This window comes from Pseudomonas sp. GW821-FHT05D12 (genome assembly GCF_059419825.1).
Map to the genome: position 1 here is coordinate 168,950 of NZ_JBWKSN010000008.1, position 12,796 is coordinate 181,745.

13 protein-coding genes are annotated in these 12,796 nt (G+C 63.0%); 4 read left to right on the forward strand and 9 right to left on the reverse strand.

Translation table 11 applies throughout. The features are described 5' to 3' along the window. Positions 1 to 52: 52 nt before the first annotated feature. A complete protein-coding gene (locus AC07SI_RS16980; protein WP_495006131.1) occupies positions 53 to 1,090 on the forward strand; it encodes an Ldh family oxidoreductase in 1,038 nt (345 codons plus the stop codon). A 31-nt stretch (positions 1,091 to 1,121) separates the two neighbouring features. On the opposite strand, the gene AC07SI_RS16985 is transcribed toward AC07SI_RS16980, so the two are convergent. After that, the gene (locus tag AC07SI_RS16985) at positions 1,122 to 1,442 is read right to left on the reverse strand and encodes an ElaB/YgaM/YqjD family protein (RefSeq protein WP_016979401.1); all 321 of its coding nucleotides are present in this window, start codon (positions 1,440 to 1,442) and stop codon (positions 1,122 to 1,124) included. A gap of 164 nt (positions 1,443 to 1,606) precedes the next feature. On the opposite strand from AC07SI_RS16985, the gene AC07SI_RS16990 reads away from it, so the two are divergent. Continuing rightward, entirely contained in the window at positions 1,607 to 1,861 is a 255-nt protein-coding gene (locus AC07SI_RS16990; RefSeq protein ID WP_003190904.1) for a hypothetical protein, read from the forward strand. Here AC07SI_RS16990 and AC07SI_RS16995 read toward each other — a convergent pair. Next, positions 1,833 to 2,747 carry a LysR family transcriptional regulator gene (locus AC07SI_RS16995; protein ID WP_207200653.1) on the reverse strand — a complete coding sequence of 305 codons (915 nt, stop codon included), beginning with the start codon at positions 2,745 to 2,747 and terminating at the stop codon, positions 1,833 to 1,835. The genes AC07SI_RS16990 and AC07SI_RS16995 overlap by 29 nt on opposite strands. Before the next feature lie 83 nt (positions 2,748 to 2,830). Here AC07SI_RS16995 and AC07SI_RS17000 point away from each other — a divergent pair, with 83 nt between their 5' ends. Continuing rightward, positions 2,831 to 3,757 carry a carbon-nitrogen hydrolase family protein gene (locus AC07SI_RS17000; RefSeq protein ID WP_495006132.1) on the forward strand — a complete coding sequence of 309 codons (927 nt, stop codon included), beginning with the start codon at positions 2,831 to 2,833 and terminating at the stop codon, positions 3,755 to 3,757. A gap of 526 nt (positions 3,758 to 4,283) precedes the next feature. On the opposite strand, the gene AC07SI_RS17005 is transcribed toward AC07SI_RS17000, so the two are convergent. From AC07SI_RS17005 to AC07SI_RS17015, 3 genes are read right to left on the reverse strand one after another with little or no spacing between them, the layout of a single operon-like run. Further along, on the reverse strand, positions 4,284 to 4,835 hold the full coding sequence (locus AC07SI_RS17005; protein ID WP_495006133.1) for a GNAT family N-acetyltransferase: 552 nt from the start codon (positions 4,833 to 4,835) through the stop codon (positions 4,284 to 4,286). A gap of 5 nt (positions 4,836 to 4,840) precedes the next feature. Then, positions 4,841 to 5,302 (reverse strand): LEA/WHy family protein, encoded by a 462-nt coding sequence (locus AC07SI_RS17010; RefSeq protein ID WP_106804151.1) that lies wholly within the window; start codon positions 5,300 to 5,302, stop codon positions 4,841 to 4,843. A gap of 13 nt (positions 5,303 to 5,315) precedes the next feature. Continuing rightward, positions 5,316 to 6,743, reverse strand: a complete 1,428-nt coding sequence (locus AC07SI_RS17015; RefSeq protein ID WP_106804150.1) for a nucleobase:cation symporter-2 family protein — start codon at positions 6,741 to 6,743, stop codon at positions 5,316 to 5,318. 233 nt (positions 6,744 to 6,976) lie between these two features. Between AC07SI_RS17015 and AC07SI_RS17020 the strand changes: the two genes are divergently transcribed. Next, a complete protein-coding gene (locus tag AC07SI_RS17020; protein WP_065906534.1) occupies positions 6,977 to 8,602 on the forward strand; it encodes a methyl-accepting chemotaxis protein in 1,626 nt (541 codons plus the stop codon). A 91-nt stretch (positions 8,603 to 8,693) separates the two neighbouring features. On the opposite strand, the gene AC07SI_RS17025 is transcribed toward AC07SI_RS17020, so the two are convergent. From AC07SI_RS17025 to AC07SI_RS17040, 4 genes are read right to left on the reverse strand one after another with little or no spacing between them, the layout of a single operon-like run. Next, positions 8,694 to 9,671: an NAD(P)-dependent oxidoreductase gene (locus AC07SI_RS17025; protein ID WP_495006134.1), complete on the reverse strand. Its 978-nt coding sequence runs from the start codon at positions 9,669 to 9,671 to the stop codon at positions 8,694 to 8,696. After that, a complete protein-coding gene (locus AC07SI_RS17030; protein WP_065906536.1) occupies positions 9,668 to 10,966 on the reverse strand; it encodes an MFS transporter in 1,299 nt (432 codons plus the stop codon). Before AC07SI_RS17030 ends, AC07SI_RS17025 begins: the two co-directional genes overlap by 4 nt. Before the next feature lie 45 nt (positions 10,967 to 11,011). After that, a complete protein-coding gene (locus AC07SI_RS17035) occupies positions 11,012 to 11,953 on the reverse strand; it encodes a sugar kinase (protein WP_106804147.1) in 942 nt (313 codons plus the stop codon). Beyond that, positions 11,946 to 12,728 carry a sugar phosphate isomerase/epimerase family protein gene (locus AC07SI_RS17040; protein ID WP_106804146.1) on the reverse strand — a complete coding sequence of 261 codons (783 nt, stop codon included), beginning with the start codon at positions 12,726 to 12,728 and terminating at the stop codon, positions 11,946 to 11,948. Before AC07SI_RS17040 ends, AC07SI_RS17035 begins: the two co-directional genes overlap by 8 nt. Positions 12,729 to 12,796 lie beyond the last annotated feature (68 nt).

Consider the following 12,796-nt stretch of genomic DNA (forward strand, 5'->3'; position numbering starts at 1 on the left):
TCGGCGGTCTGGATTCTTGTTGTCTCTTCCAATTATAAAATCGGAGCTACAGATGTCTGCCCAGTCCCCGATAGTTGACAACGCAACAGCGCTCATCGGTTTTGACGACCTGGTGGGGTTGCTGCACGCGGTGTTCGTGAAGCACGGCACGTCGCCGCAAGTCGCCGCGATCCTGGCGCACAACTGCGCCAGCGCCGAGCGTGACGGCGCCCATAGCCACGGGATCTTTCGCATCCCCGGCTACCTCAGCACCCTGGCCAGTGGCTGGGTCGACGGCAAGGCCACGCCGGTGGTCACCGACGTCGCCTCCGGCTTCGTGCGCGTGGATGCCGGCAACGGCTTCGCGCAGCCTGCACTTGAAGCGGCGCGTGCGCTGCTGGTGGACAAGGCCCGCAGTGCCGGCATCGCGCTGCTGGCGATCCACAACTCCCATCATTTTGCCGCGCTGTGGCCGGATGTCGAACCCTTCGCCGAAGAAGGGCTGGTGGCCTTGAGCGTGGTCAACAGCATGACCTGCGTGGTGCCCCACGGCGCTGACCGGCCACTGTTCGGCACCAACCCCATCGCCTTCGCCGCCCCGCGTGCCGACGGCCTGCCGATTGTCTTCGACCTGGCCACCAGCGCTATTGCCCACGGCGACGTGCAGATTGCCGCGCGCAAGGGCGAGCGCTTGTCGTCGGGCATGGGCGTCGACAGTCTCGGCCAGCCCACCACGGACCCCAAGGCGGTGCTGGAAGGCGGTGCGTTGCTGCCGTTTGGCGGGCACAAGGGCTCGGCGCTGTCGATGATGGTCGAACTGCTGGCGGCAGCCTTGACCGGCGGTAACTTTTCCTTCGAGTTCAACTGGGCCGACCATCCCGGCGCACGTACACCCTGGACCGGGCAGTTGCTGATTGTAATCGACCCGAGCAAAACCGCCGGGCAAAGCTTTGCCGAGCGCAGCCAGGAACTGGTGCGGCAGATGCATGCGGCGGGGTTGCGGCGTTTGCCCGGAGATCGACGTCATCGCACACGGGCGAAGTCGCAGGCGGCAGGGATCGAGATTGAAGCGAAGGATTTGCGGCAGCTACAGGAACTGGCGCAAGGGTAGGAGGGGCTGCGCGCGGCGCAGCCCCAGCGCCTCAGTTGCGGCGACCCAGCAACAGGCCAACCACCAGGCCGAAGCCTGCGGAAATGGCCACGGTCTGCCAGGGGTGGCCACCGATGTAGGTTTCGGTGGCATCCACTACCGGTTTGCTGCGTTCGCGCACGTTGGACACCGAGTCCAACGCCTGCTTGAGTTTGATGGCGACCTGTTCGCGCAGGGTTTCGCCTTCCTCACCTACCAGCGAAGCGCTGCTTTTGAGCAGTTTGTCCGATTCTTCGATCAGCGCCGTCAGTTCACTGAACGCTTGATCCTTGATTTGATCTTCAACAGCTTGGGCGGCGGTTTTGCGGGCCATGGGTGTGACTCCTTGCAGGTGAATGTGACAGTGAACAATGGAGTGCCGGGCGGCGGCAAAAGTTGCAGTTTTTTTGCCTGGACGTGCTTGCCGGGAAAATCCGAATCCGGAAAATTCGACCTACAGTGTAAGATGTCGCCTATTTGTGCAGCAGGTAATTCAACATGAGCTTCAATCTCGCCAACAAGACCCTCGCCGAACGCGCCGAGCTGGAAGATGAAAAGTCGCGCCTCTACGACCTGTGGCAAACCAACCTGGGCAAGGCCAAGGGCGAAGCGGCGCGGTTGTTCGGTGAGCGCGCCAAGCGCAAGGGCAAGTGGGCTGAATGGGTGCGCGCGGAACTCGACGGCATGTCGCCACCGGAGTTCTCCAACATGGTGCGCAGTGAAGTCAACAAGCTGATGGCAGCGGCGAAGTAAAGCCTTCGACAATCGCCTCGCGCACTTTAAGCAGCATCGGGTCCAGTTGGGCCTGGGTGCGCCAGCCCAGCTCCACCGGGTAACGTGGCAATGCCAGCGGGCAGGGCAGCATGCGCAAACCCGTCAGCCCGGCGATGGCCTGCGCGGCGTGCCCGGGGATGGTCGCGACCGCCTGGCTGCCCTTGAGCAGATACGGCAGCGCGGCAAAATGGCTGGTCGACGCACACACATGTCGATTCAGCCCCCGCGCGGCGAGGGCTTCGTCGGTGATGCCGATAAACCCGCCGGATGACACCAGCACATGCTCACGGCGGATGAATTCCTCCAGGCTGATACTTGCCTGGTCCGAATCCACCAGGCAGCGGTAATCGCCTTCCCCCAGCACCTGCCGACTCAAGCGGCCGTGGGCGAACCCTCCGGCGGTAATTGCCAGGTCCAGGGTCCGGTCGAGCAAAGCACCGGCTACGATCTGGCTGTGCGTCTGCCGGAAAATCACCCGCAGCTTCGGCAACCGCAGTGCAATCGCGTCCATCAGACGACGACCGTAGGCAATCTCGAAGTCATCTGACAGCCCCAGCACCACTGAGCGCCCCTGGTAATGCGGATTGTCCGGATGGACCATCGCCAGGCTCTGCCGGCAACGCTCCAGTGCCTCACTGATCACCGGCTTCAACTGATTGGCGCGCAACGTGGGCGCCAGGCCGCGTCCGGTGCGCACGAAGAGTTGATCGTCATACACCTCGCGCAAACGCCGCAGGCCTGCACTGATGGCCGATTGCGTGACGCCCAGGCGCAACGCCGCGCGGCTGGCGCTGGACTCGTCGTGGAGGGCTTCGAAGGTTTTCAGCAGGTTCAGGTCGACCTGGGTGATATTTATTTGGCTCATATCATTCAGCACTGAGGTGGGCTTTATTCATGATCGAGCCTGGCGCAAGAATGGGCAACCCCCCCTTGTTCGGAGTGATCGTGATGCCTGTTTCTACCGTGGCCGCTTTGCAAATTGGCTCATTACCGGGCGGCAAAGCCCAGACCCTTGAGCAGATCCTGGGCTATGAGGACGAGATCCTGCGCAGTGGCGCGAAGCTGGTGGTGATGCCCGAAGCCTTGCTCGGTGGCTACCCCAAAGGCGAAGGCTTCGGCACCCAGTTGGGCTATCGCCTGCCCGAGGGCCGCGAAGCCTTTGCCCGCTATTTCGCCAATGCCATCGACGTGCCTGGCGCAGAGACCGAGGCCTTGGCCGGCTTGTCGGCGCGTACCGGCGCCAGCCTGGTCATCGGCGTGATCGAACGCAGCGCCAGCACGTTGTATTGCACCGTGCTGTATTTCGAACCCACCGGCGGCCTGGTGGCCAAGCACCGCAAGTTGATGCCCACCGGCACCGAACGGCTGATCTGGGGCAAGGGCGACGGTTCGACCTTGCCGGTGATTGACACCGCGGTCGGCCGCGTCGGCGGCGCGGTGTGCTGGGAAAACATGATGCCGCTGCTGCGCACCGCGATGTACGCCAAGGGCGTGGAGGTGTGGTGCGCGCCGACGGTGGATGAGCGCGAGATGTGGCAGGTCAGCATGCGTCATGTGGCGCATGAAGGGCGCTGCTTTGTGGTCAGTGCGTGCCAGGTACAGGCCTCGCCCGAGGCGTTGGGCATCGAGGTTGCCAACTGGCCGGCGGAGCGGCCGCTGATCGCGGGCGGCAGCGTGATTGTCGGGCCGATGGGCGACATCCTGGCCGGGCCATTGCTGGGAGGCGCCGGGCTGCTGACAGCCCAGATCGACACCGATGACCTGGTGCGCGCGCGATATGACTACGACGTGGTAGGGCACTACGCGCGTCCGGATATTTTCGAGTTGGTAGTGGATGAGCGCGCCAAGCCAGGCGTGCGCTACATCACCGACTAACACACGGTAATCCCTGTAGGAACCGGCTTGCCGGCGATAGCGGTGTGTCAGCAACACTTCCAGTGGCTGGCATGCCGCCTTCGCGGGCAAGCCCGCTCCCACATTTTTGGACCGTGGCCACTGTGGTCCAGCGATTCTCCATGGATCTGGATGCGAATCGCTCTAGGGCCAATGACGGCCATGGACTTCACAGGCGTTGCGCTAACCCCTGTGGGAGCGGGCTTGCTCGCGAATGCGGTGGGTCAGTCAAATCACCATCGGCTGACACGCCGCCTTCGCGAGCAAGCCCGCTCCCACATTTTTGGACCGTGGCGACTGTGGTCCAGCGATTCTTCATGGATCTGGATGCCAATCGCTCAAGAGCCAATGACAATCATGAGCTGCGAGTTCTCCAGGCCGACAAAGTTCTTCCTCGCTTGCGCTAACCCCTGTGGGAGCGGGCTTGCCCGCGAATGCGGTGGGTCAGTCAAATCACCAGTGGCTGACACGCCGCCTTCGCGAGCAAGCCCGCTCCCACAGGTGGTGTTCAGCCTTGATGGGATTTGCTTTCAAGCCATTCCTCACGAGTCATTTCCCAGATATCGCGTGGGAAGATGCCTTCGACGAATTCACCGTGATCGGTCCTGATCAAACGCATGCCCGTGCGCTCGGAAATCCGCCGTGACCCCAGGTTCGGCGCAGCCTTGGGCACGCGCAAGACCGCTCGCTTGAGTACGCCGAACCAGTAGTCGGTCACCGCCGCGCTGGCTTCGGTCATCAACCCTTGCCCCTGCCACTGCGGGCCCAGCCAGAAACCGCGATTGTTGTCGTGCTCGTCCATCAGGCTGACGTTGCCGATCAGTTGCCCGGGCGCTGCTTTAAGGCGGATCGACCAGTGCCATTCCTCGCCACGGGCCATGGCGGGCAAGGCGATCTGTTCCAGGTAGGTACGCGCGCCATCGGCCGGGTAGGGCCAGGGCACCAGGGCGTTGAGGTAGCGCACCACCTCCCAATGCGCGAATTGCTGCTGGATCCCGTCGGCGTCGTCCAGGGTCAGCGGGCGCAAAATCAGGCGTTCGGTGAATAGCGTCGGTTGCATGGCAGTTACCAGGTCGCGGTGTTCGGCAGGTCCAGGGTGCCCCGGTCCACGAAGCGCATCGTGCCGAACAGACCGCCTGCGAGTTTGCCGCGCAGCACGTAGGGCAGGTTATTGAGGCTTTGGGTCTGGCTCAGGCCGAGGGTCTGGCGTAACACTGAAAACGCCGAAACGCTGACCGGCACCGTCAGAACAGTCTCGGAAAAACGTGGGATGCTTCCGCCCTGATCACTCACCCCCGACGCCAGCGGCCGGCCATTGACCTCCAGGTCCAGGGCCACGCCGGTGTAGTCGATCGCCGTTTCATTGGGGTTCTGCACCCGCAGCTTCACGGCGAAGCGCACTTCCAGGTCCTGGCTTTGCAGCGGCTCGATGCCGACCACGTTGATGTTCACCGGGTCGCGGTTGGGGAACAGCGCGCAGGCGCTCAAGGTCAGCAGCAACAGCGATACAACCATGAGCTTGCGCATTTGAAAGGGGCTCCTATTGGGTGACGTCCGGATCCTGCATGACCTTGAGGGTAGAGGACTCCGGATCAAATTCATCTTCTTCCAGCTCTATGAACTCTTCCGGCAGGAAAATGTTCAGCAGGATTGCACAGAACGCACCCACGGTGATCGGCGACTCGAAGATGTTGTGCAGCGCTTTTGGCAGCTCGCGCAGCACTTCCGGCACGGCGGCGACGCCCAGGCCCATGCCCAGCGAGATCGCCACGATCAGCACGTTGCGCCGATGCAGCCCGGCTTCGGCGAGGATCTTGATGCCGGCCACGGCCACGGTGCCGAACATGATCAGCGTGGCGCCGCCCAGCACCGGCTTGGGCATCAGTTGCAGCACTGCGCCGATCATCGGGAACAGCCCCAGCAGCACCAGCAGGCCGGCGATGAAGTACGCCACGTAGCGGCTGGCGACGCCGGTCAGCTGGATCACGCCGTTGTTCTGCGCGAAAGTCACCATCGGCAGGCTGTTGAAGGTGGCGGCCATGGCCGAGTTGAGGCCGTCGGCCAGCAAGCCCGACTTGATGCGCTTGATGTACAGCGGGCCCTTGACCGGTTGCTGGGAAATCATCGAGTTGGCCGTGAGGTCGCCGGCGGCTTCCAGCGGCGAAATCAGGAAGATCACCGCCACCGGGATAAACGCCACCCAGTCAAACGAAAAGCCGTACTTGAACGGCACCGGCACGCTGATCAGCGGCACCTGGGGCAGGGCAGCCATGTCGACGCGGCCCAGCCACCAGGCGACGACAAAGCCGAGGGTCAGGCCGATCACGATCGAGCCCAGGCGCAGGAACGGGTTATTGAAGCGGTTGAGCACCACGATGGTCAGCAGCACCAGGGCTGCGAGCCCCATATTGCTGGCGGCGCCGAGGTCGCTGGCGCCAAACCCGCCGGCCATGTCGGTGACCGCTACCTTGATCAGCGACAGGCCCATCAGGGTAATGATGGTGCCGGTCACCACCGGGGTGATCAGCTTGCGCAGCTTGCCGATGAACTGGCTGAGCACCACTTCGATAAACGCCGCGAAAAAGCAGATGCCGAAGATCGTCGAGAGGATCTCATCGGTGCCGCCGCCGCGCGCCTTGACCATGAAGCCGGCGCTGAGAATCACACTGATAAACGAGAAACTTGTGCCTTGCAGGCACAGCAGTCCGGAGCCGATCGGGCCGAATGTGCGCGCTTGCACAAAGGTGCCGAGCCCGGACACGAACAACGCCATGCTCACCAGGTACGGCACTTCGCTTTCCAGGCCGAGCACGCCGCCGACGATCAGGGTCGGGGTGATGATGCCGACAAAACTGGCCAACACATGCTGCAACGCCGCAAAAATCGCCGCGGTGAAGTGCGGGCGGTCTTCCAGGCCGTAGATCAGGTCGGATTTATAACGGGGGCGGGGGGCTTGAGCGTCAGACAAAGTACGGGCCAGGCTGGGAAATGGAGGCGCAGGATGCCAGAAAGTGCCGGTCGTCAGAAGTGTGTAAATATATTTCGAAACACCCGCATTAATTTCTCAAGTCGGCCGATAGCCTGGACAGGCCCCACACACTTATTACAACAGTGGTGCCAGAGGTCCGAACAGCGCGTTGACGCTGACGGATCGTGTCGCGGCAGGGACGCTCGCCAACACTACTTCTTGAGAGCACCCCTATGTCCCTCCGTAATCTGAACATTGCTCCCCGCGCTTTCCTCGGTTTTGCGTTCATTGCGTTGCTTGTCATCATCCTGGGTGTGTTTGCGGTCAACCGCATGACCACGATTCGCCAGTCGTCGCTGGACATGGGGACCAACCAGTTACCCAGCGTGAAGTTTCTCGGCACCATGACCGAAAACGTCCTGCGCCTGCGCATCCTGTCCTTTCGCATCCTGATCAATCGCGAGCCAGCGGCCCTGGACGAGGCCAAGACCCGCGTGGCGGTGCTGATGGACAAGGTCAAGCAGGCCCAGGCGGCTTACGCCGTGATGCCGGCCGGCCCTGAAGAAGCGGCCTTGTACAAGTCCTTCGCGGCGACGCTCGACAGTTATTTCGCCGCACAGGCTGAAATGATGTCGCTGTCCCAGCAAAACAAAGTCGATGAGATGCGCACGCTGATCAACACGCGGATCAAGGACGGTACCGACCTGATGGGCGAGCAGTTGAACAAGCTGATTGCGATCAACGGTGCCGATGCCGATCAGGCTGGCCGCGAAGCCGATGACAGTTACCAGCAGGCCGTCAGCGGCATCATCATTGTGTCGGTGGTCGCTGCGCTCATGACCGTGCTGTTGGCCTGGCTGCTGACCCGCAGCATCGTCACCCCGTTGCGCAAGGCCGTGGAAGTGGCGGAAACCATCGCCGGCGGCAATTTGAGCAAAGTGATCGCGGATGACGGCAAGGATGAACCCGCCCGCTTGATCAGCGCGTTGGCGAGCATGCAAGCCAACCTGCGCCAGACCATCCAGCACATCGCCGGCTCGGCGACGCAACTGGCCTCGGCAGCGGAAGAGCTGAGCGCAGTCACCGAGGAAGCTTCGCGTGGCCTGCAGCAACAGAACAATGAGATCGACCAGGCCGCCACGGCCGTCAACGAAATGACCGCCGCCGTGGAAGAGGTCGCACGCAACGCGGTGTCCACCTCCGAAGCCTCCGGCCAGTCCAACCAGGCCGCGCGGGAAGGGCGCGACCGTGTAGTGGAAACCGTCGGTGCGATCCAGACCATGACCCAGGATGTGCAAAACACGGCAGTGCTGATCGAAGGCCTGGCCTCCCAGGGCCGGGATATCGGCAAGGTGCTGGACGTGATCCGCGCGATTGCCGAGCAGACCAACCTGCTGGCGCTCAACGCCGCGATCGAAGCGGCACGTGCCGGTGAGGCGGGGCGCGGCTTTGCGGTGGTGGCGGACGAAGTGCGGGCCCTGGCCCATCGCACGGCGCAGTCGACCCAGGAAATCGAGAAGATGGTCGCCGGCATCCAGAACGGTACCGGTGAAGCCGTACAGTCGATGCAGCAGAGCAACCAACGCACCCAGAACACCCTGGAAATGGCGCGCGCCGCCGGCGTGGCCCTGGAGCAGATCACCCAGTCCATCAGCCTGATCAACGAACGCAACCTGGTGATCGCCAGCGCATCGGAAGAACAGGCCCAGGTCTCGCGTGAAGTGGACCGCAACCTGGTGAACATCCGCGACCTGGCCACGCAGTCGGCGGCGGGTGCCAACCAGACCAGCGCGGCCAGCCATGAGTTGTCGCGCCTGGCGGTGGATTTGAACGGGATGGTTGCCAGGTTTGTAATCTGATTGGACGTACGGTCAACCCTGGTAGGCGCCGGCAAGCCGGCTCCTGCAGGGGGTGGGCGGGAGCCGATTATTCAGGCCATTTGTGCTGGGGTCATTGCTTCCAGGCCGTGGGGTTGACCAGGTTCTTCGGCCGTTCACCGGCCAACGCCGCGAGCAGATTGTCCACCGCGCATTGGGCCATCGCTTCGCGGGTTTCATGGGTGGCCGAGCCGATATGCGGCGTGGCCACTACATTGTTCAGGCGCAGCAACGGCGAGTCGTGATCCAGCGGCTCGCGCTCGAACACGTCCAGTCCCGCCGCGCGAATCGTGCGTTTTTCCAACGCCTCGGCCAGCGCCGCTTCATCCACTACCTTGCCCCGCGAAATATTGATGAAGATCGTCTCCGGGCCCATCCGCGCGAACTGCTCGGCGCCGATGAGTTTCTCGGTTTCGGCCGTGAGCGGCAGGGTCAGGCAGACAAAGTCGGCCTGTTGCAGCAAGTCATCCAGGCTGCGGTACTGCGCGCCAAAGCGCTTTTCCACGGCGGGCTTGGGCGCGTGGCTGTGGTAGATCACCGGCATGCCGAAGCCGAAATGTCCGCGCTGGGCCAGGGCCTCGCCAATGCGGCCCATGCCGATGATGCCGAGGGTCTTGCCGTGTACGTCAGTGCCGAAGTGCGCCGGGCCGATATTCTTGTTCCACTGGCCGGCTCGCACCATGTCGGCCAATTCGACCACGCGCCGGGCGGTGGCCAGGATCAGCGCGAAGCCAGTGTCGGCGGTGGTTTCAGTGAGCACGTCCGGGGTGTTGCTGAGCAGGATGCCGCGTTGGGTCAGGTAGTCGATGTCGTAGTTGTCGACGCCCACCGACACACTGGCCACCGCCTCCAATTGCGGCGCCAGGTCGAGCAATTGCGCATCCAGGCGCAGGCTGGCGCCGAGCAATCCATGGGCGCCGGGCAGGGCGTCGCGCAGCTTGGCCAGGCCGGCCTGGTCCAGCGCTTCGATCAGGGTGACGTCGGCCTGCTCATGCAAGCGCGCCATCAAGGGGGCGGAGAGTTTTTTGTACAGCACGACAGATTTTTTCATGAGGTTTTGGCCTTCAATTCAAGGGTGGGCAACGGCGCACGTTCACGGTCGCTGGCGCCGGGCTTGAGGAAAATCGTCAGCACCACTGACAGCAGCAACGCGCCGCTCATCAGCAGGTACGAAGCGCCGGGCGAGCCGGTGCTGCTATTGAGGTAACCCACCAGGTACGAGCCACCGAACGAGCCCAGGGCGCCCATGCTGTTGATCAGCGCCATGGCGCCCCCGGCGACGTTGGCCGGGAGGATTTCCGGCACAATCGCGAAAAACGGGCCGTAGGGCGCGTACATGCAGGCGCCGGCAATCACCAGCAGGGTGTAGGACCACCAGAAGTGTTCGGCGCCGAGCACGTAGGACGCATAGAACGCGATGGAGGCAATCAGCAGCGGCGGCCAGACGAAGCGTTTGCGCTTTTGCAGTTTGTCCGAGCCCCAGGACACCGCCAGCATGGCAATCACCGCCGCCAGGTAAGGCAGGGCCGACAGCCAGCCGGCCTCGACCATGTCCATCTGCAAGCCTTTCTTGAGGATCGACGGCAGCCACAACACGAAGCCGTACACGCCGATGCTCCAGCAGAAGAACTGCAGCGCGAGGATGATGACTTTCGGCGAGCGGAACGCTTCGGCGTAGTTCTTCACCGCCTTGATCCCGACCTGCTCGGCGGCCAACGCGCTTTCCAGGTCTTTTTTATGCTGCTCGCTCAGCCACTTGGCGTCGGCGGGTTTTTCATCCGCCAGCTTCCACCAGATAAACGCCCACAACACCGCCGGCAGGCCTTCGATGATGAACATCCAGCGCCAGCTGAAATGCTGCACCAGATACCCCGAGACCACCGACATCCAGAGCATGGTCACCGGGTTGCCGAGGATCAGGAAGGTGTTGGCGCGCGAGCGTTCGGCACGTGTAAACCAGTGGCACAGGTACACCAGCATCGCCGGCATCACGGCGGCCTCGACCACGCCAAGCATGAAGCGAATGACGATCAGCATGTAGGCGTTGGACACCACGCCTGTCAGCGTGGCCAGCCCGCCCCAGAGGATCAGGCTGACAAAGATCAGTTTTTTAACGCTGCGCTTTTGCGCGTAGATCGCGCCCGGCACCTGGAAGAAAAAGTAGCCAAGGAAAAACAATGCGCCCAGCAGCGATGACATGCCGGGAGTGATCATCAGGTCTTCGGCCATCCCGGAGGCGGCGGCGAAGCCGTAGTTGGCGCGGTCCAGGTACGCCAGGCTGTAGGTGATAAAAACGATGGGCATGATGTACCACCAACGACGGGTGGCGAGTTTCACGGTTTCCATGGGGTTGCTCCTGAGCTTGTTGTAGTTGTGGCAACAGGTGATGGATCAGGCAACGGATCGGTTGGGCAATTCTTCGCGCTTGGGTAAACCTTCCATGTCGCCGCGACTCTGCACGGCGCGGCTGCCGATCCAGTTGCCGCGCTGGACCGCCTCGGGAAAGCTGAGGTTTTCCAGCAGGGCACTGATCATGCCCACGGCAAAGCCATCGCCGGCACCCACGGTGTCGACGACCTTTTCGACCGGCACGGCGGCAATAAAGCCTTTGTCCATCTGCGTACGGAAGTAGGCGCCGTCCGGGCCGAGCTTGATCGCCACGGCTTCGGCGCCCTGGTCGAGGTAAAACGCGGCGATATCGGCCGGGTCGTCATAACCGGTGAGCAAGCGGCCTTCGCCCAGGCCCGGCAGGACCCAGTCGGCCAGGGCCGCCAGCGCGTTGATGGCGCTGATCATCTGCGCCTGGCTGGCCCACAGCGAAGGGCGCAGGTTCGGGTCGAACGACACGCTGCGTCCGGCCTTGCGCATTTGGGTCATCAGTTCAACGGACAGCTCGTGGGTAGCGTCAGAAAGCGCCGGCGGAATCCCTGTGGCGTGCAAGTGACGCGCCTGCAGCAGCGCCGGGCTGATGGCGGCGATTGACAAGCGGCTGGCCGCCGAGCCCTTGCGGAAATACTCCACCTGCGGGTCAGCGCCGGCTTCTTCGCGGGACTTGAGTTGAAAGCCGGTCGGGTGCAGCGGGTCGACCGCCACATGCCGGCAATCCAGGCCTTCATTTTTGAGCGTGTCGACCACAAAGCGCCCGAGGGAATCATTGCCCACCCGGCTCAGCCAGGCCACGTTGAAACCCAGGCGCGACAGGCCGATGGCGACATTGCTGTCGGCCCCGGCGATACGTTTGTGAAACTGCGCCACCTGGGCCAGGTCGCCGGTCTGCTCGGCGACAAACATCGCCATGGTTTCACCAAACGAGAGGATATCGATCTCAGACATGCGCATTCTCCGCAGGCGGTTGGCCAAGGTGGGCGAGGGTGGCGACCTGCTGTGCGGTGACCGCGACCAGGTCATCGCCCTGCAGCGGGAATTCCACGGCCCGGGTAATACCTTGAGTCATGTGCTTGAGCAGTTGTTCCCACAGATGCAGGTCGGTGGCGCCAGGCGGCAGCGCCACCAGCTTGCCGTCTGCGCGGCGCGCCACGGCCTTGCAGTGCAGGTAGTCGACGTGCCGGCCCAACAGGCGCGCGGCGGTCAGCGCGGATTGGTCCTGCCACTGCCAGTTGCCGATGTCGAAGGTCATCTTCACCGGCAAGCCTTGGCGTTCGACCTCGGTAAAAAACCGCTGCATCGGCTCGATGCGCCCGCCGTACAGGGTCTGGTCGTTTTCCACCAACAGCTTGACCGAGTGACGGTTGAGCAGGGCGTGCAGGCTTTCCAGGTCGTTGGTATCGGTGAAATAACCCAGCGAGACTTTCAGCCAGCGCGCCCCGAAGGCCTGGGCGCGGTCCAGCGTCGCGCTCAATTCGGCATTCGGCTGCGCGCGGCCGGCGACCCACAGTTCCAGCGGCGATGAGAACACGCACTCCAGGCCCTGCGCAGCAGCGGCTTCGGCCAGTTGCGCGGGTTGTTCGTGGGTCAGCAGTTCTTCACGCCATTCGATGCGCTGGGCACCGGCGGAGGCCAGTAATTGGACAAAACTCAACTGGCCCTGCTGGCGGACCAGGTCGGCGCCGTAGCTGGAAAGGCTGATGGAGACGGGGTATTTATGCATTGTTGTCTACCTCTGAAACCGGTTTCATTTTTATACGCAAATCAACGCTGCAGGAGGCGGCAAGCCGG